Source organism: Spirillospora sp. NPDC048911 (assembly GCF_043198015.1).
Taxonomy (GTDB): Bacteria; Actinomycetota; Actinomycetes; order Streptosporangiales; family Streptosporangiaceae; genus Spirillospora.
On record NZ_JBICUD010000002.1, the window covers coordinates 311,838 to 338,804 of the forward strand.

Genomic DNA, 26,967 nt, shown 5'->3' on the forward strand with positions numbered 1-26,967 from the left:
CAATGGCTGAGATTCTCGTCCTCGTCGACCACGTCGACGGCGAAGTGAAGAAGGTCGCGCTCGAGCTGCTCACGGCCGCGCGCCGGCTGGGCGAGCCCGCCGCGGTATGGGTCGGCCCGGGCGCCGAGGGCGCCAAGGACAAGCTGGCCGAGTACGGCGCCGCCAAGATCTACGTGGCCGCCGACGAGGAGCTGACCTCGTACGTGGTGGCCCCGAAGGCCGCCCTGCTGGCCCAGCTGGTGGCCGACAAGTCCCCGGCCGCGGTGCTCGTCTCCGCGACGGCCGAGGGCAAGGAGGTGGCCGGCCGCCTCGCGGTGAAGACCGGCTCCGGCGTGCTGACCGACGTGGTGGACCTCGCCGAGGGCGTCGTCGCCGAGCACTCGATCTTCGGTGGCGGCATCGTCACGCACGCCAGGGTCAAGACCGGCACGCCGATCGTGGCGGTCCGTCCCAACTCCATCGCGCCCGAGGCCGCCCCGGCCGCCGGTGCGGAGGAGGCCGTGTCGGTGACCCTGTCGGACGCCGACAAGGGTGCCCGGATCACCGAGAAGGTCGTCCAGGAGAAGGGCGAGCGCCCGGACCTCACCGAGGCCGCGATCGTCGTCTCCGGCGGCCGCGGTGTCGGCGGCGCGGAGAACTTCAAGATCATCGAAGGGCTGGCCGACTCCCTCGGGGCGGCGGTGGGCGCCTCCCGCGCCGCGACCGACGCCGGCTGGTACCCGCACTCCTTCCAGGTCGGCCAGACCGGCAAGACGGTGTCGCCGCAGCTCTACATCGCGGTGGGCATCTCCGGCGCCATCCAGCACCGGGCCGGCATGCAGACCTCGAAGACGATCATCGCGATCAACAAGGACGCCGAGGCCCCGATCTTCGAGCTCGTGGACTACGGCGTCGTGGGCGACCTCTTCCAGGTCGCGCCGCAGCTCACCGAGGAGATCAACAAGCGCAGGTAGCGCCCGGGATCGTCTCCGCGAAGACGCCTCGCCGCCCGCATCCGCGGCGGCGGGGCGTCTTAGCTTTGGGCCATCGGCGGTCGAGCGATCGCACCGGCGTGCTCGCAGGCTCCGCCGGCCTCATGGTCGTGTACGGCGGCGGGCGTTTGGTGGGGCGTCAGGAGCGGGTGGGGGACGGGGCGGGGGACGAGGGCTTGTACGGGATCGCGGCGAGGATCTCGGGCTTGAGGAACGTGGTGAGCCGGTCGTAGGGGATCTTGACCGAGTTCTGGCCGCAGGCCTCCTCGCGGGCCGCGCTGGTGATGGGGGCGTCCACGATCACTTCGAGCTCCTTCGGCCACAGCGCGAAGAGGATCGCGTCGTTCCTGAGGTCGCGGGCGGCGTAGCGCATCTGCGGCAGGCAGGTCGGGCCCGCTCCGGCGGCCTTCTGCACCAGGTCCGAGAAGCCGGAGACGCCCGCGCCGGTGAGGCCCGCCGGCGAGACCATCTCGGCCGCGTTCCTGAACGCGACGCCGGTCTTGAGATCCACGGTGACGGTGCGGGCCCGGTTCCAGCTGGCGTGCGTGATCTCCTTGGAGCGCAGCTCGACGTCGTAGCGGACCGAGACGTAGCGGGGGCCGGCCAGCCGGACGCCCGCCTTGACGGACGCGGCCGACGCGGTGGCCTTGAACGTGGTCATGGCCTTGCGGTACTCGGCCTCGCGGCTGCTCACCGGTGCCAGCAGCGCGTCGTTGATCCGCTTGACCAGCGCCGCGTTCGAGCCGCCCTTGACCTGGACGATCTGGCCGCTGCCCTGGAGCGGCGGGTCGCCGAGGGACGTCTGGTGGGCGGCGAGCGCGAAGCTCAGCGGCGGGGCCGGGGCGGGACGCGGCTTGTCGTCCCCGGTGGCCACGTAGTATCCGGCTCCGCCCGCCACGCCGGTGACGACGAGCGCTCCCGCGATGGCCGTCGCCCCCTTGGCCCCGATGACGCCGAGGACGCCCTGGCCTCCGGTGGCGGCGGCCGTTCCGCCGGTCGCCCCGGCCCCGGCTCCCGCGCCGGCGGCGCCGCTCGCCCCGGCGGCTCCGGCGGCGGCCGATCCGGCCGGGGCCATGCCGAGGGCGGCGAGCGGGAAGATCATGGCGAGCGCGGCGGCGGCTCCGGCGAGGGCGCGCACGCCGCGTCCCTCCCAGTCCGGCCCGTACGCGGCGGACGCGGCGCTCTCCAACTCGGACACGAACGCGGCGGCGCCCGCGGGCCGTCCCCAGGGATCCTTGGCCAGTCCGCGGGCGACCAGTTCCCGGAGCGGCTCCGGTACCCGCCCGACCGGGATCTCCCCGGTGAGGTGCAGGTTCATCAGCGCGTGCTGGTCGCCGGCGGTGAACGGCCGGTCGCCTGTCACGCATTCGAAGAAGACGCACGTCGCCGCGTAGACGTCCGTGGCGGGGGAGGAGGGCTCGGCGCGCCACTGTTCGGGCGCCATGTAGACAGGGGTGCCTGACCGATCGGCCTCGCCCGCGTCCACGGCGATGCCGAAGTCGATGAGCTTGCTCAGCCCGTCCCCGCGCACGATCACGTTCGCGGGCTTGTAGTCCCTGTGCACGACGCCCATCTCGTGCGCGGCCGCCAAGCCCAGCAGCGATCCCTTGAGGACCGTCAGCGACGCCTCGGGCGTCAGTGCCCCCTGCCGGGCGAGGACCTCCTTGAGCGACGCGCCGTCCACGGCCTCCATGACGATGGCGGCGCCTTCGGGGGCCTCGACGAGCCCCCACATCTGGGCGATGTACGGGTTCCGTACGCGGCGCAGCAGGCCGGCCTCGCCGCGGAACCGCTCCCGGAAGCGGGCGTCCTCGCACAGCCGCTCCGACAGGTATTTGATCGCGGCGGGCGCGCCGGTCGCGTCGTGCCGGGCGAGCACGACGCGACCCTGCGCGCCTTCACCGAGAACCCGCACTTCGCTGTAGCCCGGAACCTGCCACACGCCCATCCGCCACACCCCTCGCTACAAAGCCCCAAAGGGCGTTATACCGGATGGACGGTATTTCGGTCAGGCCGCGACGGGCTCCCGGTCACCGCCCACTCGGGCGGCGGCGGTCTCACCGGCGGCGTCGAGCGCGTCGGCGGCGTGCTCCGCGGGGCCACCGGCGACGGCGAGGTCACCCCGTCCGAGCGGCGCGAAGTGCGCTCCGACGGCGATCATCAGGGCGAGCACGACCACGATGCCGACGCCCAGCCGGAGCGAGGTGGCGTCCGACAGGAAGCCGACCACGACCGGGCCGAGCAGCAGGCCGCCGTACCCCATGGCGCCGACCTGGGCGACCGCGGCGGCGGGCTGCCCGGGGGCGGCGGTGCCGGCCAGCGAGATCGTGGTCGGGACGACCGTGCAGACCACCAGGCCGGTGAGGAAGAACCCGGCGATGGCGACCGGCGCCGACGGGGCCAGGACCACGACGGTCATGCCGAGCGCGGTGCCGATCCCGGAGGCCGTCAGCAGGCGGCGGGTGCCGAGCCGGGTCCGCAGCCGGTCGCCGCCCAGCCGTCCGATCAGCATGGCGAACTCGAACATCGGGTAGCCGAGCGCGGCCACCGCCTGGGTGGCGCCGAGCTCGTCGTGCAGCAGCAGGCCGCTCCAGTCGGCGATCGAGCCCTCGGCCATGAATGCGATGAACGCGAGCACGCCGATCAGGTAGACCGCGATGGGCATCCGGGCGCGCCGGGCGCCGTCGGCGGGGACGGCCGCGGGCGGGTCGGCCAGGTAGGTGCGGCCCAGCGCGAGGCCGAGCGGGAGCGCGACGATCGCGGCGACAAGGACGGTCGCCGTGAAGCCGAGCCCCGCGGCGGCGGTGGCGACGCCGAAGAGACCGCCGCTCATCGCGCCGACGCACCAGCCGGCGTGCATGCCGCTCATGATCGGGCGGCGGTGGGCCTGCTCGACGACGGTGCCCTGCGCGTTCATCGCGATGTCGGTGATCCCGAACGTCATGCCGAACAGCGCCACGGCCACCAGCAGCGTCCCGTAGGTGGGCGCGAGCGCGAGGAAGACGTACGACGCGGCGGTCAGGGGGAGGGCGACCCGCAGCACGGACCGGCTGCCGGCCCGCGCGATGACGGTGCGCAGACCCTGCATGGCCACGATCGCGCCGACCCCCCAGATGAGGACGACTATGCCGATCTCGCTCTCGCTGGTGCCGAACTTGGCTGCCAGGGCGGGCATACGGGCCACCCACACACCGCAGAGCAGTCCTGCCAGTGCGAAGGTCAGGAACGTTCCAAGGCGAGCGCGGAACAGCATGGTTCACCTCTTTCATCTATTGGCGGGGCGCGTGCGCGCACCGCGCGGCCCCGGACAGGGGAGGAAGCCGTGCACAGGGGGACCGCGAAAGCGGCCGTGCGCGCACGGCGGGGTCGATCAGGTGGTCACGAAGGTCGGTCGAGCGGCCATGAACGGACGGGGCGGCGGGCCCTTACCGGCGTCAGCGCCCGGGCTCCGGGCCCGGCGGGCGGCCGGGTCAGCGTTCGAGCAGGGCCAGCAGCCGCTCTCTCAGCGCCGCGAGCTCGGCTTCGCCGTAGAGCTCGGGACAATGGCTCATCACTTCCCAGAGGCCCTCGGCCGCCAGCCGGACGATCCTGCCGGCGGCGGGATCACGATCCTCGGCGGGATCGCGGCCGTGCCAGCGCGCCATCGCCTCGTTGAGCGGCTCGGCCAGCTCCGGGTCGGTGGCGGCGGCCGTGATGGCCGACCATCGCCGGTAGGTGCGGGCGCCGTCGGTGAACACCTTGAACGTCGCCTCGACGTAGGCCCGGCTGTACGAGCCCGGCGTGCCGTCGTCGAGCTCGGCGATCAGGCCGTCGAACTCGTCGATGACCCGCGTCACCAGCGCCTTGACCAGGGCTTCCTTGGAGGAGAAGTGGTAGAGCAGCCCGCCCTTGCTCACGCCCGCGCGGTCCGCGACCGCGGTGAGCGTGAGGGCCTGTGTGCCGTGCTCGCTGAGCACGGCCTCGGCGGCGTCGAGGAGGGCTTCTTTCTTCATGACCCCTCCACTGTACCGACCGGACGGTACAGTTAACAACCGACCGAAATGTGACTCTCGGCACCAGCGGGCGGGAAGCCGTGGCACCGGCTGAGGGGAATCGGCGGGGCGCGGCTAATGTTGAGCGCGTGGTGACCTACCTCGACCATGCGGCGACGACACCCATGCGCCCCGAGGCCATCGCCGCGATGACGGCGGAGCTGGGCGAGTTGGGCAACCCGTCCTCACTGCACGCCGTGGGCCGCCGCGCCCGCCGGGTGGTGGAGGAGTCCCGCGAGATCATCGGCGCGGCCTTCGACGCCCGGCCGAGCGAGGTGATCTTCACCTCCGGCGGCACCGAGGCCGACAACCTCGCGGTCAAGGGCATCTACTGGGCCCGCCGGTCGGCCGATCCGTCCCGTACCCGCGTGCTGGCCGCGTCCATCGAGCACCACGCCGTGCTCGACGCCGTCCAGTGGCTGGCCGATCACGAGGGCGCCAAGGTCGAGTGGCTGCCGTGCGACGAGCTCGGCCGGGTCCGGCCGGAGACGCTGCGCGAGGCGATCGGCGCCGATCCGGGCGACGTGGCGCTCGTGACGGTCATGTGGGCCAACAACGAGGTCGGCACCGTGCAGCCCGTCACCGAGCTGGCGGCGATCGCCCGCGAGCACGACATCCCGTTCCACACCGACGCGGTCCAGGCCGCCGCCCAGCTGCCGGTCGGCTTCGCGGGCAGCGGCGCGCAGGCGCTCGCCCTGAGCGGCCACAAGCTCGGCGGCCCGCTCAGCGTCGGCGCCCTGCTGCTGGCCAAGGGCGTCGACCCGGTGCCGGTCCTGCACGGCGGGGGCCAGGAGCGCGACGTGCGGTCCGGAACGCTCGACACCCCCGCCATCGCCGGGCTCGCGGCCGCGGTCCAGGTCACGGCCGCCCGCCGGGACGAGCAGGCCCGGCACCTGACGGCGCTGCGCGACCGCCTGATCGAGGCGGTCCGCGCGGCGGTGCCCGACGCGATCCTGAACGGCGATCCCGCCGACCGGCTGCCCGGCAACGCGCACTTCTCGTTCCCCGGCTGCGAGGGCGACGCGCTGCTCATGCTCCTCGACGCGCGCGGCATCGAGTGCTCCACCGGCTCGGCCTGCTCGGCGGGGGTCTCCCAGCCGAGCCACGTGCTGCTCGCGATGGGCGCCGACCCGGCCCGCGCCCGCGGCTCGCTCCGCTTCACGCTCGGCCACACCTCGACCGAGGCCGACGTCACCGCGCTGGCCGGGGCCCTCGGCCCGGCCGTCGAACGGGCCCGCCGCGCCGGCCTGACCTGAGCGTGACGGACGTGGCGCCGCGCGGGCCCGGGTGGGCGGGATGGGCCCGCGCGGCGGTCCAAGGGCCGTCCGGCAGCGGTCTAACGCAGGAACTGGCGGCTCCGGTCGAGCAGGCCCCCGGCCTTGAGCTCGGCGCGGAGCGGGATCTCGTCGTCCCAGACGCCGCCCAGCTCCCGTGAGATCCCGAAGTAGGTGGCCGTCCCGTCCCCGTCGCCGAGGAGCTGGCGGCGCACCGGGCTCAGCCCGCGCCACCAGTCGGCGCGGCGGTCGATGGCCACGTCGTCGTACCAGCGGATCCAGCGATAGGTGTAGCAGAGGAAGATCATCTTCCGGGTGACGGTCGAGTGGTTGAGGGACCGGGAGTGCCACAGCCGGCGATCGAAGACGAACGCGTCGCCCGGCTCGGCCTTGATCTCGACCGCTCCCGGCGGCGGGTAGACCCCGTCGGGTCCCGGCTCGGTGCGCTCCAGAGGTGCGGGAAGGTGGCCGGCAGGTCGAGCAGGTCGAGCAGGTCGAGGAACGCCTCGTCGCGCAGGACCCCGCCCAGCGCGTGGATCTCCCCGTTCGGGCCGAGCCGTCCCGCCCGGCGCTCGGCGTCGCAGACGCGGTCGACCCCCGCCTCCATGCGGGCCCGCGTGGGCTCGTCCAGCGCGCGGGGTCGACGTTCACCGTCCGGCTGCCGCCGATGCCGCCGCCACACGGCCGCTGAGGCGGGCCGTGTTTGGTGCTCCTTCCTGCGGGGACTGCTTGTCCGTCCGGAGGAAGGGGTTGCCATGACGGCGAACGTGGTCGGGAAGGGCTCGGGTGGCCTCGGCAGGCAGACGGCGGGACACCCGTGGTTTCACCGGCTGTCCAGGGTGGGCCTGGCCGCGCGGGGAGTGCTGTACCTGCTGATCGGCTGGCTGGCGGTCCGGGTGGGGATGGGCGACAGCGGCGGCAAGGAGGCCGACAAGGGCGGCGCCCTCCAGGAGATCGCCGGCAAGCCCGGCGGCGCCGTCGTGCTGTGGCTGCTGGTCATCGGGCTGGCTGGGCTGGCGCTGTGGGGGTTCTCCGAGGCGCGGTACGGGCAGCCGGTGCCGGACGGGCACAAGGCGCGCAAGCGCTTGTCGGCGTTCGGCAGGGGAGTCGTCTACACGGTGGGCTGTGCCGGGACGCTCGCGTTCGTGCTCAAGAACGAGTCGAGCTCCAGTGACCAGGAGTCCAAGTCGTTCACCGCGCGGGCGATGAGCGAGCCCGGCGGGCGATGGCTCGTCCTCGCCGTGGGCATCGGCGTCATCGCCTGGGGACTGCACCAGATCTGGCGCGGGGCCAGCCGCAAGTTCCGCAAGGAACTCAAAACGTTCGGGATGGACGGGCGTGTGCAGCGGACCGTCGAGGTGCTGGGCGTCGTCGGGCACATCGCCCGGGGCATCGTGGCGATCGGCATCGGCACGTTCCTGGCGTACGCGGCGATCACGTTCGACCCCGGCAAGGCCAAGGGCCTGGACGGCACGCTGCGCGAACTGGCCGGCACTCCCGCCGGCCCCTGGCTGCTCATCGCGGTCGCCATCGGCCTGGTGATCTTCGGGGCCTACTCGCTGTGCGAAGCGCGCTGGCGCAAGGTGGAAGCCGTGCGTTCCTAGCGCGCGCGTATTACGGCTGGAAGGGGCCGAGGCTGCGCCAGCCCGGGTCCGGGGTGGAGGCCACCTTGGCCTTGCCCTCGGACCAGCTCGCCGCGAGCTGGTCGAGCTCGGCGATCACGCCCGAGTCGGGGTCGGCGTACAGGTGGAACACCCGCAGCCCGTCCCCGGTCTCGCGGACGGCCAGCACCGCGCGGTCGCCGAGGGCGGTCAGCTTCTTCTCGAACTTGCGCAGCGCCCCCGCCGAGGGGTCGACCGGCAGCCGGTCCGGGTTGCTGCTGGCGTACGGCACCGAGATCGCCACATGCTGGTCGCAGAGCGGGTAGTCCTGGCGGTGCAGCGGGAACCGGGCCCGCAGCTGCGACGGATGCCCGCGCGGGGTGCGGCCCTCACCGGCGAGCCAGGTCAGCTCGCGGAAGTCCTCGGTGACCTGCTCGACGACGACCGGCAGCATCGCGGGCGGCAGCGCGTCCATCGGCGCCTCGGTGGCGATGCGGACCTCGCCGATCCAGCGGGCCACGTCGTCCTCGCCGAGCGCCCAGTCGAGGACGTGCAGCGCGACCTGGACCTGCTGCTCCTCGGCCACGAACAGGAAGTCGGGGTGGTAGGCGGTGATGTCGACGCGGCCGCGGAGCTGGTCGGCGCGCATCCCGAACCGCACGTACTCGAGGTCGAACTCGTGGTCGCCGAGCAGCAGCTGCTGGCCCAGCATGTCGTGATCGGCCTGCCGCGCCGGGTGGAACCGCCAGCGGGTGCCCGTGGGCGCGACGCGGTACCAGCGCTCGGACAGCCCGCGCAGCTCGGGATCGCCGCCGCTCGTCACGGTGAGGGACGGGCCGTCCTCCTCGGACCCCCCGATCTCCCACTGCAGCTCGGGGTGGATCTTGCTGACCCGGCGGGACAGCTCCTCGACCAGCTCAGCCGACAGCCCGTCGCCGAGCGCGTCCTCGATCGAGGGGCGGGCCTGTGCCCACCACTCCCAGAAGTCGATGATCGCAGGAAGCGGTGTCGCGGCTGACGTGTCGCGGGGACGGCGAAAGATTCCCATGGCGGGCATCATCGTACGCGGAATTGCCGTCCCCCCGCCCACGCCGCTTACCCTTGAGAAGTTATGACTCTCCGCGTACTGGCCGCCATGTCGGGCGGCGTCGACTCAGCCGTCGCAGCGGCCCGCGCCGCCGAGGCCGGGCACGACGTCACCGGCGTGCACATGGCCCTGTCGAGCAACCCGCAGTCCTACCGCACCGGCGCCCGCGGCTGCTGCACCCTGGAAGACTCCCGGGACGCCCGCCGGGCCGCCGACGTGATCGGCATCCCGTTCTACGTCTGGGATCTGGCCGAGCGGTTCCACCACGACGTGGTGGAGGACTTCGTGGCCGAGTACGCGGCGGGCCGCACGCCCAACCCCTGCCTGCGCTGCAACGAGAAGATCAAGTTCGAGGCGCTGCTGGACAAGGCCCTGGCGCTCGGCTTCGACGCGGTGTGCACCGGGCACTACGCGCGCCTCTCGGACGGCGTCCTGCGGCGCGGGGTCGACGGCGGCAAGGACCAGTCGTACGTCCTGGCCGTCTGCACGCCCGAGCAGCTCGCCCACGCGATGTTCCCGCTCGGCGACACCACCAAGGCCGACATCCGGGCCGAGGCCGGCCGGCGGGGGCTGCAGGTGGCCGACAAGCCCGACAGCCACGACATCTGCTTCATCGCCGACGGCGACACCAAGGGCTTCCTGGCCGAACGCCTCGGCGCCGCCGCCGGCCCCATCGTCGATCTCGACGGCAACCAGGTCGGCGAGCACGAGGGCTCGTACGGCTACACGATCGGCCAGCGCAAGGGCCTGCGGCTCGGCACCCCGGCCCCCGACGGCAAGCCGCGGTACGTCCTCGACATCTCGCCGGTCACCAACACCGTCACCGTGGGTCCGCGCGAGGCCCTCGACGTGACCGAGATCACCACCGAGCGTCCGGTATGGCTCACGGAGGTCCCGGCAGGGCCGTTCGGCTGCCAGGTCCAGCTGCGCGCGCACGGCGAGGTGTACGACTGCGTGGCCGAGCCGGACGGCGACGACCGTCTCGTCATCCGTCTCACCCGCCCCGCCCGCGGCGTCGCCGCCGGCCAGGCCGCCGTCCTCTATGAGGGCGACCGCGTACTCGGTTCGGCCACCATCGCCGACACCGTCCGCGTGCCCGCCTAGCGAAACCACGTTCTGTGGACGATTTGAGGGAGTGACCGTGGAATTCGGCGTCTCGACGTTCGTGACCGATGATGGGATCGGCCCCGTCGCCCTTGGCCGGGCGCTGGAGGAACGGGGGTTCGCCTCGCTGTTCCTTGCCGAGCACTCGCATATCCCGGTCAAGCGTGAAACCCCTTGGCCCGGGGGCGCTGAGCTACCGCGGCACTACTACCGGACGTACGACCCGTTCGTCGCGCTGACCGCCGCAGCCACGGTGACCGAGCGGCTCCGGGTCGGCACGGGCATCGCCCTGGTCACCCAGCGCGACCCGATCCACCTCGCCAAAGAGGTGGCCTCGCTCGACCGGGTCTCGGACGGCCGCGCCGTCCTGGGCGTCGGCGCGGGCTGGAACCGCGAGGAGCTGCGCAACCACGGGACCGATCCGGCGACCCGCATGCGGCTGCTGCGCGAGCGCGTCCTGGCCGTCAAGGAGCTGTGGACCAAGGACGAGGCCGAGTTCCACGGCGAGTTCGTCGACTTCGACCCCGTCTTCTCCTACCCCAAGCCGGTCCGGGAACCGCATCCGCCGGTGCTGGTCGGCGGCTCCGGGCCGACCACGTTCGACCGGGTCGCCGAGTTCGGCGACGGGTGGATGCCGATCCACGGCCGCGGCACCGCGGACCTGCCGGCACAGATCGCCGAGCTGCGCGAACGCGCCGGACGGCGCGTGCCGGTCACGATGTTCGCCGTCGTGCCCAAGCCGGAGATCATCGCCGAACTGGCCGCGGCGGGCGTCGACGAGGTGCTGTTCAACCTGCCGACCGAGGCCGAGGCCGACACGCTCCGGCGGCTGGACGCCATGGCGGCCCTGTTCTGAGGTGGCCGTGTACTGAGGTGGCCGTGTTCTGAGCGCCTCGGGGCCGCCCTAGGGTTGTGGCGTGGACTTTCCTTGGGAGGCGGGGAGCGCGACCGGCGTCGGCTCCTACCCGGGCACCGACTCGGCCGAGGCGTTGCGGGTCGTGCTGGGCGAGCTGCCCGGCCTGCCGCATCTGCCCGAGCTGCCCGAGCGCGGCCCCGGCGCCGACATGATCGGCCGCACGGCGGGGTTGCTGATCGATCTCGCCGTGCGGGTGGAGCCCTCCGGCTGGCGGTTCTCCGACCGGCCTGGCCGTGACACCCGGCGATCGCATGATCATCTCGTCCGGGATCTGGACGTGCTGGAGGAGCTCGCGGGCGGCCACGACGGGCCGTTCAAGATCCAGGTGTGCGGGCCGTGGACGCTCGCGGCCGGGATCGAGCTCCGCCACGGCGACCGCGCGCTCAAGGACCCGGGCGCGGTGCGCGACCTGACCGCCTCGCTGGCCGAGGGCGTCGCCCGGCACGTCGCGGACGTGCGGCGGCGGCTGCCCCACGCCGAGATCCTCCTGCAGATCGACGAGCCGGGGCTCCCGGCCGCGCTCGCGGGGACCGTGCCGACCGCGAGCGGGTTCTCGCGGCTGCGGGCGATCGAGGCGCCGATCGCCGAGGAAGGGCTCCGGCAGATCATCGAAGCCTCGGACGCGTTCCCGATCGTGCACTGCTGCGCGCCGAACGTGCCGTACGGGCTGCTGCGCGGCGCCGGGGCGAAGGCGATCTCCGCCGACCTGAGCCTCGTCCCCAAGCGGGACGACGACGCGGTGGGGGAGACGATCGACGCGGGTGTGGGGCTGCTGCTCGGCGTGGTGCCGGGCACGGACGTCCCGCTGCCGCGGCTCCAGGCCACCGCGGCCCCCGTACGGGAGCTGTGGCGGCGGCTGGGCTTCCCGATCGCGCGGCTGGGCGAGCAGGTCGTCATCACGCCGTCCTGTGGCCTCGCGGGCGCGTCGCCCGCGTACGTCCGGGCCGCGCTCAAGCGTTGCCGGGAGACCGCCCGGACGCTGCACGAGGCGCCCGACGCCTGATCGGCGTTCCTGGGCTCTCGCTGGGTCTTCGCTGGTCAGAATGTGCGTGCCCGCTGGTTGGAATGTCAGTGGCGCACGACAGAATGAGGTCATGAGCATCGAGGGTGTTCCGACCGAGGCGGCGCAGCGGCACGCGCGGCTGAGCCAGGAGATCGACGAGGCCAACTACCGCTACTACGTCCTCGACAATCCCACGTGGACCGACGCCGAGTACGACAAGCGGATGCGCGAGCTCCAGGGGCTGGAGGCCGACCATCCGGAGCTGGTCACGCCCGATTCGCCGACGCAGCGGGTCGGGGCGCCGATCGTCACCGACTTCGCGACCGTCGCGCACCTGGAGCGCATGCAGAGCCTCGACAACGCGATGAGCGGCGACGAGCTCCTCGCCTGGGACGAGCGAGTGGTCAGGGAGGTCGGCGAGGTCGCCGGTTACCTGTGCGAGCTCAAGATCGACGGTCTGGCCATCGCGCTCGTGTACGAGAAGGGGCGGCTGGTGCGCGGCGTCACCCGCGGCGACGGCCGTACGGGCGAGGACGTCACCAACAACGTGCGCACGATCGACGACATCCCCGCGCGGCTCAAGGGCTCGGGTTGGCCCGAGACGCTGGAGGTGCGCGGCGAGGTCTACCTGCCGGAGGAGGGCTTCGAGCAGGTCAACGCCGTCCAGGCCGAGGCGGGCAAGGAGCCGTTCGCCAACCCGCGCAACGCGGCGGCCGGGTCGCTGCGGCAGAAGGACCCGCGGGTCACGGCCCAGCGGCCGCTGCGCATGCTCGTGCACGGCTTCGGCGCGTGGACGGGCGGTGGCGAGCGACCGGAGAGCCAGTCCGAGGCGTACGAGCTGATGCGCGGCTGGGGGCTGCCCGTCAGCGACTTCTACAAGGTCGTCGGCGGTCTCGACGCGGTGCGCGACTACATCGGCTACTACGGCGACAACCGGCACGAGCCCGGCTACGAGATCGACGGCGTGGTCGTCAAGGTCGACCAGTTCGCGTTGCAGCGGCGGCTCGGCTCGACGTCCCGGGCGCCGCGCTGGGCGATCGCCTGGAAGTACCCGCCGGAAGAGGTCAACACCAAGCTCCTCGACATCAAGGTCGGCGTGGGCCGCACCGGCAGGATCACCCCGTACGGCGTGATGGAGCCGGTCACGGTCGCGCGTTCCACGGTCGCCTACGCCACCCTGCACAACGCGAGCGAGGTCAAGCGCAAGGGCGTGCTGATCGGCGACACCGTCGTGCTGCGCAAGGCCGGTGACGTGATCCCCGAGATCGTCGCGCCGGTGACGGGGCTGCGCGACGGCGGCGAGCGCGAGTTCGAGATGCCCACGCGGTGCCCCGCCTGCGACACCGAGCTCGCCTACGAGAAGGAGGGCGACGCCGACATCCGCTGTCCCAACGCGCAGTTCTGCCCGGCGCAGCTCCGCGAACGCCTCTTCTTCCTGGCCAGCCGTAAGGCGCTCGACATCGAGGCGCTCGGCTATGTTGCGGCCACGGCGCTGACCCAGCCGCTGGAGCCCAGCGACCCGCCGGTCAAGAACGAGGGAGACCTGTTCCATCTGACCGTCGAGCAGCTGCTGCCGATCCGGACGGTGGTGCGCGAGCAGCGCACCGGCCTGCCCAAGATCGACCCGAAGACGGGCGACGAGAAGGTCATCACCTTCTTCGCCAACAAGGCGGGCGAGCCCAAGAAGACCGTCGAGATCCTCTTCGACGAGCTGGAGAAGGCCAAGCGGCAGCCGCTGGCGCGCGTGCTGGTGGCGCTGTCGATCCGGCACGTCGGCCCCACCGCCGCGCAGGATCTGGCTCGCGAGATGCGCTCCATGGATCGGATCATGAACGCGACGGAGGAGGAGCTGGTCGCCGTCGACGGCATCGGCCCGGCCGTCGCCGCCTCGATCAAGGCGTGGTTCGAGGTCGACTGGCACCGTGAGATCGTCGAGAAGTGGCGGGACGCCGGCGTCCGGATGGAGGACGAGGGCGCCGACGCGGGCCCGAGGCCGCTGGAGGGCGTGACGGTGGTGGTCACCGGGTCGCTGGAGAGCTTCAGCCGCGACTCGGCGACGGAGGCGATCCAGGATCTCGGCGGCAAGGTCACCGGTTCGGTCTCGAAGAAGACGGGCTTCGTGGTCGTCGGCGACAGTCCTGGGTCGAAATACGACAAAGCAGTCAAGTTGGGTGTTCCAGTCCTCGACGAGGACGGATTTCGCGTTCTGCTGGACGATGGGCCAGATGCGGCCAAAGCCGTAACCCTGAGCGGGGAGGAATGACGGCCCGTGGTCGTTGCGTAGATAACCAGCGAGAAGTTACCCAAGGGTACTGTCCCACTACCCACTGGTGGCGTTAAGGTGCGGAGTGGGCATAACGGAACGTACGCAATCGGTTTCGCGAAGTTGAGCAATCGTCGTACTCTCCCTCTGGTCACACACTCCGATCCTCCGGCGGTGTGAGCGGACGGGGAAGTCGGCGGCACACCCCGGTGACATCGGCCGGGGACGCCCGGGCCATGCGGCCCGACCCGACCCCGGGCCACGGTGGCCCGGGGCCCGACCCGGACTCCGGGCCACCGCGGCCCGGGGGACCCACAATCCTGCCCCCCGGCCGTGCCGGCCGAGGGGACGCCCGGTCCCCGGCGGCGCCCCCGCGCCGGCCGGTGGCCGACCCCCGGACCCGCCGGCCGCGTTCAGCCGGGAGTACGACCCCGCGCCGCCCGCCCGGGGCATCCCCTCGTACTCCGGCGGCACCGGCCGGGGGACGACCTCCCGTACCCCCCGAGGATGTGATGAAGGACCCGAACAACACGCGGAACACGCTGCCGCGCAGGGGCTCACCGCTGTGGACCTTCTTCGTCGTGGTCATCTCGCTGGGCGTGGGCGCGTTCGCCGCCACGCTCACCCGGCTGACCGCGACCGACCTGGACGCGCTCGTCCACATGCCGGTCATCCTGATCCTCGGCGCCTTCATCGTGTTCGGCGAGCTTCGGCCGATCATCACGCCCGGCTCCACCGAGAACAACGGGGCGACCACGTCCACCACGTTCTCGTTCGCCGCCCTGCTCTACGCCGGGCTGCCGATCGCGGCGGTCCTGCAGGCGGTCGCGGTCATCACCTGCGGGGTCTTCCGCGGGCGCACGCCCCACCGCATCGCGTTCAACGTGGCGCAGTACACGCTCAGCCTGGCCGCCGCCCAGCTGGCCCTCCTGGCCTGCGGCATCCACGCCGTGCCCGCCGACCCGTGGGTGCCCGAGGGCAAGGACCTGCCGGCCATCGCGCTGGCGGGCGCGGTCTACTTCATGTGCAACGACACCCTCGTCGGCGCGGCCGTCGCCCTGCACGAACGGGTCTCACTGATCAAGGCGCTGCGCTGGGACATCGGCTACCAGGTCCTGGTCCATCTGGCGCTGCTCGGCCTCGCGCCCCTGATGGTCGTGGCGATGGACCGGTCGGCCTGGTTCCTGCCGCTCATCGTGCTGCCGTTCATCGCCGTCTACCTCAACGCCTCGGTCTCGGTCCGCCGCGAGCACCAGGCCCTGCACGACGGGCTGACCGGGCTGCCCAACCGCAAGATGCTGATCGTGCGGACGGAGGAGGCGCTCGCCGAGGTGCGCGGTGCCACCGCCCGCAGGTTCGGCGGCATGGTCGGCGCGGGCCGCGGCAAGCAGGCCGACCCCGGCGGCCAGGTCGGGCTGTTCCTCCTCGACCTCGACAGGTTCAAGGAGGTCAACGACACGCTGGGGCACCCGACCGGCGACCGGCTCCTCCAGCTCGTCGCGCACCGCCTCACCCACAGCGTCCGCCCCGGCGACCTCGTGGCCCGCCTCGGCGGCGACGAGTTCGCCGTGCTGCTGCCCACCGTCCGCGACTCCGCCGCCGCGCGCGAGGTGGCGGCCAGGCTACGCGCCGCCCTCAGCGAGCCCGTCCGGCTCGACGGCCTCTCGTTCGACCTGGAGGCCAGCGTCGGGATCGCGCTCTGCCCCGACCACGCGCCCGACTTCGAGCTGCTCCTCCAGCGCGCCGACGTCGCGATGTACAACGCCAAGGAGAACCGCACCGGCGTCGAGGTCTACTCGCCCGGCAACGACCGCAACTCGCCCGCCCGCCTCGGCATGCTCGGCGACCTGCGCCGCGCCATCGACCGCGGCGAGCTGGAGCTCTTCTACCAGCCCAAGATCTCGCTCCACGACGGCCAGCTGGTCGGCATGGAGGCGCTCGTCCGCTGGCGCCACCCCGAGCAGGGACTCCTCGGCCCCGACCAGTTCCTGCCGATCGCCGAGCAGACCTACCTCATGCGGGCGATCACCCACTACGTGGTCAACGCCGCGCTCGCCCAGGCCGCCACCTGGTGGAAGGACGACCTGGCCGTCCAGGTCTCCGTCAACGCCTCCGGCCGCGATCTGCTCGACACCGGCCTCACCGAGACCATCGAGACCGGCCTGCTCGAACACGCCCTGCCCGCCGCCGCCCTCCAGCTCGAGATCACCGAGCGCATCCTGATGAACGAGACCGCCTACGCCTCCGACACCGTGGGCGCGCTGGCCGAGCTCGGCATCCCGCTCAGCCTGGACGACTTCGGCACCGGCTACTCGTCCCTCGTCCGGCTCAAGCGCCTCCCCGTCGAAGAGCTCAAGATCGACGCCTCGTTCGTGCAGCGGCTGGCCACCTCGGCCGAGGACGCGGTGATCGTCCGCTCCATCGTGGACCTCGTCCGCACCCTCGGCCTCCGCTCGGTCGCCGAAGGCGTCGAAGACCCCGAGACCGCCCGCCTCCTGCGCGAGATGGGCTGCGACGCCGCCCAGGGCTGGCACTTCGGCCGCCCCATGGACGCCGCCACCGCCACGGATTGGATCAAAGCCTTCCCGGGCAGTTCAAAGAGCTTTCCCGGCAGTTCAAAGAGCTTTCCCGGCCTCGGCTCCGAGCCCGGCGGCTCGGAGCCGAACCGTGAAAGCGGCGAACGCGACATCGCTTCGCGATCTTCGCGCTGAAGCCTCGCCTGGGGCTCGCTTCAGGCTCAGGTAGCGCGTTCGCGTGCGCATGCAGGCGGCTGACTCGGATCGCGCCCTCGTGAGTGCGCATGCGGGCAGGCTGAACCCAAGTACGCACTCCACATGCGCTAACGGACGCCTTAGGCGCCGGCGGCATTCATATGCGCCGCCTCTGTCAACGGAGGCATCCACACGGCGCGGCTCGAATCAGGCTGCCCGTACACGCTCCGCGAGCGCGCGGCTCAGGAGGGCCAACAAAAAGGATCAGTAGCGGCGACGGCGGGCCGGGGGCTCCTCGTAGCCGAGTGCGGGGTCCTCGTAGTAGCGCTCCTCGCGGATCGCCGACGGGGGCGCGGCGACCCGGCGGCGGGCGGAGGCGATGCGGGCGATGCCGATGACCAGGCCGATCAGTCCGCCCAGCATCAGGATGATGCCGACCACGCGGATGTCGACGCCGCTGAACTCGTAGTTCACGGCATAGGTCAAGATCGCACCAATGATGATCAGGGCGATGCTGCCACCGATGGTCACGGCGCTCTCCTCTCGTTCGTCCTCGGACGTACGGGAGTTCCGTTCCCCATGTGCAGATATGAAACAGATCGCCGGGTGCGGCGTGTGCCAGGTAAACCGGTCGGCCGGAGCTCAGCGCGCCCATAGGATGGGCGGCAACCCAATCGATCGCCAGGAACGGTGTTTTCACATGTCGGCCATCACCCGTGACGAGGTGGCTCATCTCGCCCGGCTGTCCCGGCTGGCGCTCGGCGAGGACGAGCTCGATCACCTCGCGGCCCAGCTCGATCAGATCATTTCCGCGGTCGCGCGGGTGCAGGAGGTCGCCGCGGAGGACATCCCGCCGACCTCGCACGCGCTGCCGCTGACCAACGTCTACCGGGCCGACGAGGTCCGGCCGTCCCTCACGCCGGAGCAGGCGCTGTCGGGCGCCCCGGCCGCCGAGGAGCAGCGCTTCCGCGTCCCGCGGATCCTGGACGAGGAGGCGTGATGGGGGAGCTGATCAAGAAGACCGCGGCGGAGCTGGGCTCGCTGATCGCGTCGGGTGAGACCTCCGCGGTGGAGGTCGCCCAGGCGCATCTGGAGCGGGTGCGCGCCGTCGACGGCGAGGTGCACGCGTTCCTGCACGTCGAAGAGGAGACCGTGCTGGCGCAGGCGCGGCGGGTCGACGAGCGGCGCGCGAGCGGCGAGGAGCTCGGGCCGCTGGCCGGGGTGCCGATCGCGCACAAGGACGTCTTCACGACCCTCGACATGCCGACCACGGCCGGGTCCAAGATCCTTGAGGGTTGGCGGCCCCCGTACGACGCGACCATCACGGCGCGGCTGCGCGAGGCCGGGCTGGTGATCCTCGGCAAGACCAACATGGACGAGTTCGCGATGGGCTCCTCCACGGAGAACAGCGCGTACGGCGTCACCCGCAACCCGTGGGACCTGAGCCGTGTGCCCGGCGGCTCCTCCGGCGGCTCGTCGGCCGCGGTCGCCGCGTACCAGGCGCCGCTGTCCACCGGCACCGACACCGGCGGCTCGATCCGGCAGCCCGCGTCGGTCACGGGCATCGTCGGCACCAAGCCGACCTACGGCGGCTCGTCCCGCTACGGGATCATCGCGTTCGCCTCCTCGCTCGACACGCCCGGCCCGTTCGCGCGGAACGTGCTCGACGCGGCGCTGCTGCACGAGGCGTTCAGCGGCCACGACGTGATGGACTCCACGTCCATCGACCGGCCCGTCCCGCCCGTCGTCGAGGCCGCCCGCCGCGCCGACGTCAACGGCCTGCGCGTCGGTGTGGTCAAGGAGTTCGCCGGTGACGGCTACCAGGCGGGCGTGACCAACCGTTTCAATGAGGCCGTCGAGCTGCTGGAGTCCCTCGGCGCCAAGGTCGTCGAGGTGTCCTGCCCGGCGTTCGCCTACGCGCTGCCCGCCTACTACCTGATCGCCCCGTCCGAGGCGTCGTCCAACCTGGCGCGCTTCGACGCGATGCGGTACGGCCTGCGCGTCGGCGACGACGGCACCCGCAGCGCCGAGGAGGTCATGGCGCTGACCCGGGCCGAGGGCTTCGGAGCCGAGGTCAAGCGGCGGATCATGCTCGGCACCTACGCGCTCTCGTCGGGCTACTACGACGCGTACTACGGCAAGGCGCAGCAGGTCCGCACGCTGATCTCGCGCGACTTCGACAACGCCTTCGAGCAGGTCGACGTGCTGGTCTCGCCGACCACGCCGACGACCGCGTTCCCGATCGGCGAGCGCGCCGACGACCCGATGGCGATGTACCTCGCCGACCTGTGCACGATCCCGTCCAACCTCACCGGCAACGCGGCCATCTCGGTGCCGTGCGGCCTCGCCGACGAGGACGGGCTGCCGGTCGGCCTGCAGATCATGGCCCCCGTCCTCGGCGACGACCGCGTCTACCGCGTCGGCGCCGCCGTCGAGAAGGCCCTGGAAGACCGGTGGGGCGGCCCGCTGCTGGCCAAGGCCCCCGAGCTCGCGGAGGCTGCCGCGTGACCGAGCGAAGCGAGGGAACAATGAACACAGCACCCCTGGTCACGGCGCCGACGAAGGAGGTGCCGTGACCACGCCGACCGTCGTGAAGTACGAAGAGGCGCTGAGCCGGTACGAGCCGGTGCTGGGCATCGAGACCCACATCGAGCTCGGCACCGACTCCAAGATGTTCTGCGGCTGCCCGACCACGTTCGGCGCGGAGCCCAACACCCAGGTCTGCCCGGTGTGCCTGGGCCTGCCCGGTTCGTTGCCGGTGACCAACCACGCCGCCATCGAGGGCATCATCAAGATCGGCCTGGCGCTCAACTGCGACATCGTCGAGTGGTGCCGGTTCGCCCGGAAGAACTATTTCTATCCGGACATGCCGAAGGACTTCCAGATCTCGCAGTACGACGAGCCGCTCTGCGTCGACGGCCATCTGGACGTCGAGGTCGAGGGCGAGACGTACCGGATCGAGATCGAGCGCGTCCACATGGAGGAGGACACCGGCAAGTCGCTGCACGTCGGCGGCGCCACCGGCCGCATCCAGGGCGCCGACCACTCGCTGGTCGACTACAACCGCGCGGGCATCCCCCTCGTGGAGATCGTCACCAAGCCCATCCCGGCGACCGGCGACAAGGCGCCCCTCGTGGCCCGCGCCTACGCCACCGAGCTGCGCGAGCTGGTCCGCTCCATCGGCGTCTCCGACGTCCGCATGGAGGAGGGCTCCATGCGCTGCGACGTCAACGTCTCTCTCATGCCGCGCGGCGCCTCCGAGTGGGGCACCCGCACCGAGACCAAGAACGTCAACTCGCTGCGCTCGGTCGAACGCTCCGTCCGCTCCGAGATCGAACGCCAGGCAGGCGTGCTCGACGCGGGCCGGCGCGTGATCCAGGAGACCCGGCACTTCCACGAGGACACCGGCGTCACCACCAGCGGCCGCAGCAAGGAAGAGGCGCAGGACTACCGCTACTTCCCCGAGCCCGACCTGGTCCCCATGGCGCCGTCCCGCGAGTGGGTCGAGGAGCTCCGGGCGACCCTGCCCGAGCTCCCCGCCGCCCGCCGCAAGCGCGTCCAGCAGGAGTGGAGCCTCTCGGACCTGGAGCTGCGCGACGTCGTCAACGCCGGCGCGGTAGACCTGATCGAGGCCACCATCGCCGCGGGCGCCGACCCGCGCTCGGCCCGCAAGTGGTGGATGAACGAGCTGTCCCGCCAGGCCACCGAGCAGGGCGTCGACCTGACCGCTCTCCCCATCACGCCCGACCAGGTCGCCCGCGTCCAGGCGATGGTCGCCGCCGGTGAGCTGAACGACAAGCTCGCCAAGAAGGTCTTCGAGGGCGTCCTCTCCGGCGAGGGCACGCCCGACGAGGTCGTCGCCGCCCGCGGCCTCAAGGTCGTCTCCGACGACGGCGCCCTCGCCGCGATCATCGACCAGGTCATCGCCGACAACGCCGACGTCGCCGACAAGGTCCGCAGCGGCAAGGTGGCCGCCGCCGGAGCCCTCGTAGGCGCCGTCATGAAGGCCAGCCGAGGCCAAGCCGACGCAGGCCGAGCCCGCGAGCTCATCCTCGAAAAACTCGGCGCCGCCTGATCCCGCTGTCCGTCGCTGTCCCGTGGCCCACCACGGGACAGCGGCTCAGGGGAGGGGGAGGGTGAGGATTCGGTCGTCGCCTTGGGCCGGGTCGCCTCGGCCGTCTTTGTTGCTGGTGGTGATCCAGAGGGTGCCGTCGGGGGCTTGGACGGCGGCGCGGAGGCGGCCGTAGCGGTCCTGGAAGTGGGGGACGGGGCGGGCGGCCTCGCCGTCGGCGGTGAGGGGGATCTGCCAGAGGCGTTCGCCGCGTAGGGCGGCGGCCCAGAGGGAGCCCTTCGCGTAGGCCAGGCCGGACGGGGATGCCTCGTCGGTGGACCAGGTCAGGAGGGGGTCGGTGTATTCGGGTTTGCCGCCTACGCCTTCGACCTCGGGCCAGCCGTAGTTCTTGCCCTTTTCGATGCGGTTGATCTCGTCGTAGGTGTTCTGACCGAACTCCGTGGCGTACATGCGGCCCTGGTCGTCCCAGGCCAGGCCCTGCACGTTGCGGTGGCCGTAGGTCCAGACGCGTGAGCCGAACGGGTTGCCCGGGGCCGGTTCTCCGGTGGGGGTGACGCGGAGGATCTTGCCGCCCAGGGATTTCTTGTCCTGGGCGAGGTGGGTCTTGTAGGTCTCGCCTGTGGCTATGTAGAGGTACTTGTCCGGGCCGAACGCGATGCGGCCGCCGTTGTGGTTGTCGCCCTTCGGGATGCCGGTGACGATGGGCTGCAGTGGGCCGATCCCGTTGTCGTAGCGGAAGCGGACCACGCGGTTGTCGTCCGATGCGGTGAAGTGCAGGTAGATGAAGCGGTCCTGGGCGAAGGTGGGGGATACCGCTATGCCCATCAGGCCGCCCTCGCCCGCGGCGGCGACGCCGGGGACCTTGCCGATGGGGGTCGCCTGGCCCTGGGGCGTGACCCGGAGGACGCGGGCGCTGTCGCGTTCGGTCACGAGCGCGTCGCCGGAGGGCAGGAACGCGACGGCCCACGGGACGGCGAGGTTCGTCGTCAGGTCGCGGGGCTGGGCGGGGGCCTGGGGCGAGGTCGGCGGTGGCGCCGGGGTGCTCGCCGTGCCCTCGCCGGCGCTGGACGAGCATGCCGCCAGCGGCAGGAGCATCAAGATCGCAAGTCTTCGCATTCGGGACCGCCCTCCGTGTCGTCAGTAATACGGACGCGGGGGCGTTCCCGTTCCGTCAGCCGAGAGGTACGACGATCACACCATCGTCCTTGTCGTTGTCGGTGGTGAGCCACAGCGACTTGCCGTCCGGGGCGGGAACGACGGCGCGGATGCGTCCGAACTGTCCCTTGAAGTGCGCGATGGGGCGTCCCGCGGTGCCGTTGCGCGAGAGAGGGATCTGCCAGAGGCGCTCGCCACGGAGGGCGGCGGCCCACAGTGAGCCCTGCGCGTAGGTGAGGCCGGACGGGGAGGCCTCGGGCGGGGTCCACGTCAGCACCGGGCGCTTGAAGCGGGGATCGTCGTCGCCCATGCCCTCGACCTCGGGCCAGCCGTAGTTGCGTCCCTTCACGATCTGGTTGACCTCGTCGAACCGGTTCTGGCCGAACTCGGTGGCGAACATGCGGCCCTGCGGATCCCAGGCCAGGCCCTGCACGTTGCGGTGCCCGTAGGTCCAGACGCGTGAGTTGAACGGGTTGCCCGGGGCCGGCTCGCCGGTCGGCGTCACACGCAGGATCTTGCCGCCGAGAGATTTCTTGTCCTGGGAGAGCTTCTCGCGGCCGGTCTCGCCGGTCGACGCGTACAGCATCCGGTCCGGGCCGAACGCGAGGCGCCCGCCGTTGTGGTTGCCGCCCTTGGGGATCCCGGTGACGAGCACTTGGAGCTTGCCGATCGAGTCCTCGTAGTGGAACCGCGCGATCCGGTTGTCCGACCGTGCCGTGAAATAGACGTACACGAACTTGTCGGTCTCGTAGCCGGGGGACACCGCGACCCCCAGCAGCCCGCCCTCGCCCGCCGCCGCCACGCCCGGGATCTTCCCGACCTCCTCGACCCGGCCCTTGGGCGTGACGCGCAGCAGCTTCGCGGACTCCCGCTCGGTCACCAGCGCGTCCCCGCCGGGCAGGAACGCCAGCCCCCAGGTGACCTTGCGGCCCTTGACGAGGACGCGCGGCGAGCCGGGGCTCGCCGTGCCGGTGGGGGAGGAGGACGGCTGCGCCGAGTCCGCGGCGTCCGGTGAGTCGTCACCGGACGTGCCCGGCTCGTCGCCGTCCGCACTGCAGGCGCCCAGAACGAGCAGTACGGTCACAAGAGTCGCGAGACTGGATGTACGGCGCATAGGGCAATCAAGGCACAGTGGCGCTCGCGGCACAACGTTCTTGCCTGGACGTAACGGCACCGTGGCCTACGGACCGTGACGTGGACAACCCGCCGCTTAGCCGGCCATCCATGGCGAGACTTCGCAGTACGGAGCCTCGACAAAGATGTTTGTCGCCGGGTGGACGCTGAGCCTCAATCGCTCCGTGACCTACGGAACGTACATTGAGCATCACGGTGATCCCGCACTGCAGCAACGTCGCTGACCGATGACCGGCGCAGCGGATGTGCCCGCCAGCTCCCCCCGGCGCACAACCTGCGTGGGGCACGATCCACAACGTACGGAACGTTGTCCGAGCGGCCGGGCGAGGTCTTCGAGCGCCCGGGGGTCGCCTCCAGGCGACACGACGGACATTCCATCAGATGCAGCGGAGTGGCTGCGGGGGCCAGTCGCTCCCACCAGGCAGGAAGGGACACGGCGCGATGGGCGGCGAGAACGCTCGGAGGGCGGTGGGACGCGGCCGCGAAGCGTGGCCGCGGTCCCGGCGCGTGTCGCCCTCGGCGGTGCCCATCGGCATCGTCACGATCATCGGCGTGCTCTACGCCGTCGGCTCCCTGCTGGGATGGGGCGGCTCGTCCTTCACGGCCTGGGCCGAGGTCGCGGCCGCCGCCGTGGCGACGGTCTCGCTGCTGGTGGCGGCGCGCGCGCCGGGCGGCGACCGATCGTCCGGCGACCGATCCGCCGGTGACGCGCCGGCCGGCGGGTCCGCCGACGACGAGCCGGCCGGTGACGGGTCCGGCGACGACCGGCCCTACGCCGATGGCCGGCTGAACGCGGCGCGGCCCGCCGGTGACCCGCTCCACGACTCCCAGCTGGACGACGTCCAGCCCGGCGCGCCGTCCGATCCCGCCGCCGCGACCGGCTCGATCGTCGACGGGTCCGACTCGCCGGGCCGCGGCCCGGGGGAGACCCGGTGGCGCGCGTCCTGGCGCTGGTACGGGATCGCCGCGGCCTGCTGGCTGGTCGGATCGATCGGCTCGGCCATCTCGCCGTCGCCGGGCCGCAGCGCGATGTCGGCGTCGGTCTTCGATCTCTTCTACCTGGTCGCCGTGATCGCCCTGGTGATCGGCATGGTCGTGCCGACCCGGCTGCCCCGCGACGCGCGCACCTGGCTCCGGTACGCGGGCGACACGTACGTGTGCGTCTGCGCCCTCTTCGTCCTCGGCTGGGTGACGCTGTTCAGCGACCTCTACCGGCGGTCCGGGGAGACGCCCGCCGAGTTCCTGCTCGAACTGCTCTACCCGCTGGTCGACACCGTCCTGGTGTGCGGCGCGCTGTCGTTCGTCCTCGGCGCCGCGCGCGGGCACCGGCGGTCGGCCTGGATGGGGTACGTGGCTCTCGTCGCGTTCGCCGCCGCGGACGTGGTCAGCCTGACCGTCCGGCTGCGGGGCGGTGCCGTGGCCGACGACCCCGCCGACATCCTCCGCATGGGCGGCCTGCTGCTGCTCGCCCTCGTCCCGTGGCCGGGCCCCGACGGCGCCGCCGCACGCATCGCCGGCCGCGCCGCCGCCGGCGAGGCCCGGGAGCGCGAGCCCGCCGACGAGCCCGGCCGGATGATCGGCCCCGGCATCGCGCCGGCCGCCGTCGCGGCCGCGGCCACCCTCTTCGTGGCGGGCCGCGGGCTCGCCGGCACCGACGGGCTCGAGCCCGTCGTCTCGCTGGTCGCGGGGTCGGCGACCATCGTCCTGCTCGTCCGCCTGGCCGGGCTCCTGCGCGAGAACGACGGCCTGCGGCGCGCCGTCGGCACCGGCGAGGAGCATTTCCGCGCCCTCTCGGAGAGCATCAACGACGCCGTCCTGATCTGCGACCTCGACGCCGTCGTGCAGTACGCCAGCGCCGGGGCCCTGCGCACCTACCGCTACACGCCGGACGAGCTGCTCGGCCGCCCGCTGCACGAGATCATCCACCCGGAGGACCTGCCGCACGTCCAGGAGGTCTTCGGCGAGTTCCTGCGGGCCGCGGCGGGCACGACCGCGGCCGACGACGACCCGGCGCCCGACACGTTGCGGGTGTCCTGCCGGGTCCGGGCGGCCGACGGCACCTGGCTGCCGACCGAGTCCACGATCTCCCGCTACAGCGGCACGGGGGAGGCGCCCGGCCGGATGCTCGTCACCACCCGCGATCTGAGCGAGCAGGCGGCCCTGCAGCGCCAGGTCACCCACCTGACCTTCCACGACGGCCTGACGGGCCTGCCCAACCGCGCCTACTTCGAGGAGCGCACCCGCGAGGTGCTCTCGCGGCAGGAGTGCGGCGGCAAGGTCGCCGTGGTCTTCGCCGACCTGGACGGGTTCACCGCGGTCAACGACTCCGCGGGGCACGCGGCGGGCGACCAGGTGCTCGCCCAGGCGGCCCGCAGGCTGCGGTCCACGGTCCAGGCCGACGACACCGTGGCCCGTTGGGGCGGCGACGAGTTCGCCGTCCTCGTCGAGAACCCCGCCGAGACGCAGACGGCGGTGGAGCTGGCCGAACGGCTGCTCCGCGTGCTCTCGATCGAGCCGTACCGCGTCGGCGGCAAGGGCATCGTGCTCACCGCCAGCGTCGGGATCGCCTTCGTCGACGACCGGGAGCCGAACGCCGGGTCCGGCGCCGGGCCGGGCGCGGCGGCCGCCGGGTCGGGCCGGAGCCTGGACGCGGGACGGCGGCTGCGCCGGAGCGCCGCGGAGCTGATCCGCAACGGCGACCTGGCGATGGCACGCGCCAAAGAGCTGGGCGGCGGCCGCGTCGAGGTCTTCGCCCCGCACATGCACGTCGACGTCGTCCGGCGGCTGGAGCTCGGCAGCGACCTGCAGCGGGCGCTGGCCGAGGAGGAGTTCACCGTCGAGTTCCAGCCGGTGGTCGAGCTCGCCACGTCCAGGGTCACCGGCGTCGAGGCCCTGGTGCGCTGGTGGCGCGACAATGACGCCGTGCCGCCGGAGGAGTTCATCGGCCCCGCCGAGGTGTCCGGCCTCATGATCCCGCTGGGCGACTGGGTGCTGCGCGAGGCCTGCCGCGAGGTGGCGCGCTGGCGGCGCGAGTCCTGGGACGTGGGGCTGTCGGTCAACTTCACCGCCCGGCAGATCGCCGCGCCGCGGTTCGTCGAGTCGGTGGCGGCCGCGCTGGAGGAGACCGGGCTGCCGCCGCAGGCCCTCACCGTCGAGGTGAAGGAGGAGGTGCTGGTCGAGGACGCCGGGCAGAACGTGGCCCGCCTGTCGGCGCTGCGCGAACTGGGCGTCCGGCTCGCGATCGACGACTTCGGCACCGGCTACGCCTCGCTGGCCTACCTGGGCCAGCTCCCGGTGGACATCATCAAGATCGACCCGTCGTTCGTGGCGGGGCTGGGCTCCGACGAGACGCTCACGCTGCTCACCAGGACGATCGTGCGGCTCGGACGCGACCTGGGGCTGACCGTGGTCGCCGAGGGCATCGAGCGGCCCGAGCAGCTGGAGCTGCTGCGCGAGATGGACTGCCCGCGAGGTCAGGGCTACCTGGTGGCCCGTCCCATGGCCGCGGGACGTGTCGAATCGCTCGTCCGCACCAATCTCGGTACGCCGGACATGTCCGGCGAGGCCACCCTTCCCCTGGAGGGAACGGCGCTCTCACCAGGCTGATCCAGCCCCGGGAGGCTCGCATGGCCGAGCCTGGGGAGG

21 protein-coding genes are annotated in these 26,967 nt (G+C 72.2%); 13 read left to right on the plus strand and 8 right to left on the minus strand.

The window, feature by feature from the left end:
* Positions 1 to 2: 2 nt before the first annotated feature.
* Positions 3 to 953, plus strand: coding sequence for an electron transfer flavoprotein subunit alpha/FixB family protein (locus ACGFNU_RS08610; RefSeq protein ID WP_392591497.1), 951 nt, complete (start codon positions 3 to 5; stop codon positions 951 to 953).
* 157 nt (positions 954 to 1,110) lie between these two features.
* Here the strand turns inward: ACGFNU_RS08610 and ACGFNU_RS08615 are convergent, their stop codons facing one another.
* The 3 genes from ACGFNU_RS08615 to ACGFNU_RS08625 all read right to left on the minus strand — a co-directional run bounded on the left by ACGFNU_RS08615 (position 1,111) and on the right by ACGFNU_RS08625 (position 4,963).
* A complete protein-coding gene (locus tag ACGFNU_RS08615) occupies positions 1,111 to 2,919 on the minus strand; it encodes a serine/threonine-protein kinase (protein ID WP_392591498.1) in 1,809 nt (602 codons plus the stop codon).
* 60 nt (positions 2,920 to 2,979) lie between these two features.
* Complete coding sequence (locus ACGFNU_RS08620) at positions 2,980 to 4,224, minus strand: MFS transporter (protein ID WP_392591500.1); 1,245 nt, start codon at positions 4,222 to 4,224, stop codon at positions 2,980 to 2,982.
* A gap of 217 nt (positions 4,225 to 4,441) precedes the next feature.
* Positions 4,442 to 4,963 carry a TetR/AcrR family transcriptional regulator gene (locus tag ACGFNU_RS08625; RefSeq protein WP_392591501.1) on the minus strand — a complete coding sequence of 174 codons (522 nt, stop codon included), beginning with the start codon at positions 4,961 to 4,963 and terminating at the stop codon, positions 4,442 to 4,444.
* Between the two features lie 131 nt (positions 4,964 to 5,094).
* Here ACGFNU_RS08625 and ACGFNU_RS08630 point away from each other — a divergent pair, with 131 nt between their 5' ends.
* Positions 5,095 to 6,258, plus strand: coding sequence for a cysteine desulfurase family protein (locus ACGFNU_RS08630; RefSeq protein ID WP_392593455.1), 1,164 nt, complete (start codon positions 5,095 to 5,097; stop codon positions 6,256 to 6,258).
* An 80-nt stretch (positions 6,259 to 6,338) separates the two neighbouring features.
* Here the strand turns inward: ACGFNU_RS08630 and ACGFNU_RS08635 are convergent, their stop codons facing one another.
* Positions 6,339 to 6,584, minus strand: a complete 246-nt coding sequence (locus ACGFNU_RS08635) for a hypothetical protein (protein WP_392591503.1) — start codon at positions 6,582 to 6,584, stop codon at positions 6,339 to 6,341.
* A gap of 146 nt (positions 6,585 to 6,730) precedes the next feature.
* On the opposite strand from ACGFNU_RS08635, the gene ACGFNU_RS08640 reads away from it, so the two are divergent.
* Both ACGFNU_RS08640 and ACGFNU_RS08645 read left to right on the plus strand, forming a co-directional pair.
* On the plus strand, positions 6,731 to 6,967 hold the full coding sequence (locus tag ACGFNU_RS08640) for a hypothetical protein (RefSeq protein WP_392591505.1): 237 nt from the start codon (positions 6,731 to 6,733) through the stop codon (positions 6,965 to 6,967).
* Positions 6,968 to 7,031: 64 nt separating this feature from the next.
* Positions 7,032 to 7,880: a DUF1206 domain-containing protein gene (locus ACGFNU_RS08645; protein WP_392591507.1), complete on the plus strand. Its 849-nt coding sequence runs from the start codon at positions 7,032 to 7,034 to the stop codon at positions 7,878 to 7,880.
* A 10-nt stretch (positions 7,881 to 7,890) separates the two neighbouring features.
* Here the strand turns inward: ACGFNU_RS08645 and ACGFNU_RS08650 are convergent, their stop codons facing one another.
* Positions 7,891 to 8,925 (minus strand): DUF695 domain-containing protein, encoded by a 1,035-nt coding sequence (locus ACGFNU_RS08650; RefSeq protein WP_392591508.1) that lies wholly within the window; start codon positions 8,923 to 8,925, stop codon positions 7,891 to 7,893.
* A 63-nt stretch (positions 8,926 to 8,988) separates the two neighbouring features.
* On the opposite strand from ACGFNU_RS08650, the gene mnmA reads away from it, so the two are divergent.
* The 5 genes from mnmA (at position 8,989) to ACGFNU_RS08675 (ending at position 16,961) form a co-directional block, all read left to right on the plus strand.
* Positions 8,989 to 10,068: a tRNA 2-thiouridine(34) synthase MnmA gene (gene mnmA, locus ACGFNU_RS08655; RefSeq protein WP_392591510.1), complete on the plus strand. Its 1,080-nt coding sequence runs from the start codon at positions 8,989 to 8,991 to the stop codon at positions 10,066 to 10,068.
* Positions 10,069 to 10,099: 31 nt separating this feature from the next.
* A complete protein-coding gene (locus ACGFNU_RS08660) occupies positions 10,100 to 10,924 on the plus strand; it encodes an LLM class F420-dependent oxidoreductase (protein ID WP_392591511.1) in 825 nt (274 codons plus the stop codon).
* A 61-nt stretch (positions 10,925 to 10,985) separates the two neighbouring features.
* On the plus strand, positions 10,986 to 11,987 hold the full coding sequence (locus ACGFNU_RS08665) for a methionine synthase (RefSeq protein WP_392591513.1): 1,002 nt from the start codon (positions 10,986 to 10,988) through the stop codon (positions 11,985 to 11,987).
* A gap of 91 nt (positions 11,988 to 12,078) precedes the next feature.
* The gene (ligA, locus tag ACGFNU_RS08670; RefSeq protein WP_392591515.1) at positions 12,079 to 14,250 is read left to right on the plus strand and encodes an NAD-dependent DNA ligase LigA; all 2,172 of its coding nucleotides are present in this window, start codon (positions 12,079 to 12,081) and stop codon (positions 14,248 to 14,250) included.
* A gap of 512 nt (positions 14,251 to 14,762) precedes the next feature.
* Positions 14,763 to 16,961 carry a putative bifunctional diguanylate cyclase/phosphodiesterase gene (locus ACGFNU_RS08675; RefSeq protein ID WP_392591517.1) on the plus strand — a complete coding sequence of 733 codons (2,199 nt, stop codon included), beginning with the start codon at positions 14,763 to 14,765 and terminating at the stop codon, positions 16,959 to 16,961.
* A 264-nt stretch (positions 16,962 to 17,225) separates the two neighbouring features.
* Here the strand turns inward: ACGFNU_RS08675 and ACGFNU_RS08680 are convergent, their stop codons facing one another.
* Positions 17,226 to 17,492, minus strand: coding sequence for a DUF6458 family protein (locus ACGFNU_RS08680; protein ID WP_392591519.1), 267 nt, complete (start codon positions 17,490 to 17,492; stop codon positions 17,226 to 17,228).
* A gap of 169 nt (positions 17,493 to 17,661) precedes the next feature.
* Between ACGFNU_RS08680 and gatC the strand changes: the two genes are divergently transcribed.
* From gatC to gatB, 3 genes are all read left to right on the plus strand, one after another.
* The gene (gene gatC, locus ACGFNU_RS08685) at positions 17,662 to 17,961 is read left to right on the plus strand and encodes an Asp-tRNA(Asn)/Glu-tRNA(Gln) amidotransferase subunit GatC (protein ID WP_392591520.1); all 300 of its coding nucleotides are present in this window, start codon (positions 17,662 to 17,664) and stop codon (positions 17,959 to 17,961) included.
* Positions 17,961 to 19,469 carry an Asp-tRNA(Asn)/Glu-tRNA(Gln) amidotransferase subunit GatA gene (gene gatA / locus ACGFNU_RS08690; RefSeq protein ID WP_392591522.1) on the plus strand — a complete coding sequence of 503 codons (1,509 nt, stop codon included), beginning with the start codon at positions 17,961 to 17,963 and terminating at the stop codon, positions 19,467 to 19,469. Before gatC ends, gatA begins: the two co-directional genes overlap by 1 nt.
* 82 nt (positions 19,470 to 19,551) lie before the next feature.
* Positions 19,552 to 21,036 (plus strand): Asp-tRNA(Asn)/Glu-tRNA(Gln) amidotransferase subunit GatB, encoded by a 1,485-nt coding sequence (gene gatB / locus ACGFNU_RS08695; RefSeq protein WP_392593456.1) that lies wholly within the window; start codon positions 19,552 to 19,554, stop codon positions 21,034 to 21,036.
* 45 nt (positions 21,037 to 21,081) lie between these two features.
* On the opposite strand, the gene ACGFNU_RS08700 is transcribed toward gatB, so the two are convergent.
* Positions 21,082 to 22,149 (minus strand): PQQ-dependent sugar dehydrogenase, encoded by a 1,068-nt coding sequence (locus tag ACGFNU_RS08700; protein ID WP_392591524.1) that lies wholly within the window; start codon positions 22,147 to 22,149, stop codon positions 21,082 to 21,084.
* Between the two features lie 55 nt (positions 22,150 to 22,204).
* Positions 22,205 to 23,272 carry a PQQ-dependent sugar dehydrogenase gene (locus tag ACGFNU_RS08705; RefSeq protein ID WP_392591526.1) on the minus strand — a complete coding sequence of 356 codons (1,068 nt, stop codon included), beginning with the start codon at positions 23,270 to 23,272 and terminating at the stop codon, positions 22,205 to 22,207.
* A gap of 491 nt (positions 23,273 to 23,763) precedes the next feature.
* Here ACGFNU_RS08705 and ACGFNU_RS08710 point away from each other — a divergent pair, with 491 nt between their 5' ends.
* Positions 23,764 to 26,928, plus strand: coding sequence for a putative bifunctional diguanylate cyclase/phosphodiesterase (locus tag ACGFNU_RS08710; RefSeq protein WP_392591528.1), 3,165 nt, complete (start codon positions 23,764 to 23,766; stop codon positions 26,926 to 26,928).
* Positions 26,929 to 26,967: the final 39 nt, after the last annotated feature.

What these genes read in the sequence shown, in the direction of transcription:
- ACGFNU_RS08620 (WP_392591500.1), bottom strand. Translation starts at nt 4,224, where the DNA reads ATGCTGTTCCGCGCTCGCCTTGGAACGTTCCTGACCTTCGCACTGGCA.
- ACGFNU_RS08625 (WP_392591501.1), bottom strand. Translation starts at nt 4,963, where the DNA reads ATGAAGAAAGAAGCCCTCCTCGACGCCGCCGAGGCCGTGCTCAGCGAG.
- ACGFNU_RS08645 (WP_392591507.1), top strand. Translation starts at nt 7,032, where the DNA reads ATGACGGCGAACGTGGTCGGGAAGGGCTCGGGTGGCCTCGGCAGGCAG.
- ACGFNU_RS08675 (WP_392591517.1), top strand. Translation starts at nt 14,763, where the DNA reads ATGAAGGACCCGAACAACACGCGGAACACGCTGCCGCGCAGGGGCTCA.
- gatC (WP_392591520.1), top strand. Translation starts at nt 17,662, where the DNA reads ATGTCGGCCATCACCCGTGACGAGGTGGCTCATCTCGCCCGGCTGTCC.
- ligA (WP_392591515.1), top strand. Translation starts at nt 12,079, where the DNA reads ATGAGCATCGAGGGTGTTCCGACCGAGGCGGCGCAGCGGCACGCGCGG.
- ACGFNU_RS08635 (WP_392591503.1), bottom strand. Translation starts at nt 6,584, where the DNA reads ATGATCTTCCTCTGCTACACCTATCGCTGGATCCGCTGGTACGACGAC.
- gatA (WP_392591522.1), top strand. Translation starts at nt 17,961, where the DNA reads ATGGGGGAGCTGATCAAGAAGACCGCGGCGGAGCTGGGCTCGCTGATC.
- ACGFNU_RS08615 (WP_392591498.1), bottom strand. Translation starts at nt 2,919, where the DNA reads ATGGGCGTGTGGCAGGTTCCGGGCTACAGCGAAGTGCGGGTTCTCGGT.
- ACGFNU_RS08700 (WP_392591524.1), bottom strand. Translation starts at nt 22,149, where the DNA reads ATGCGAAGACTTGCGATCTTGATGCTCCTGCCGCTGGCGGCATGCTCG.
- ACGFNU_RS08650 (WP_392591508.1), bottom strand. Translation starts at nt 8,925, where the DNA reads ATGGGAATCTTTCGCCGTCCCCGCGACACGTCAGCCGCGACACCGCTT.
- ACGFNU_RS08610 (WP_392591497.1), top strand. Translation starts at nt 3, where the DNA reads ATGGCTGAGATTCTCGTCCTCGTCGACCACGTCGACGGCGAAGTGAAG.
- ACGFNU_RS08710 (WP_392591528.1), top strand. Translation starts at nt 23,764, where the DNA reads ATGGGCGGCGAGAACGCTCGGAGGGCGGTGGGACGCGGCCGCGAAGCG.
- mnmA (WP_392591510.1), top strand. Translation starts at nt 8,989, where the DNA reads ATGACTCTCCGCGTACTGGCCGCCATGTCGGGCGGCGTCGACTCAGCC.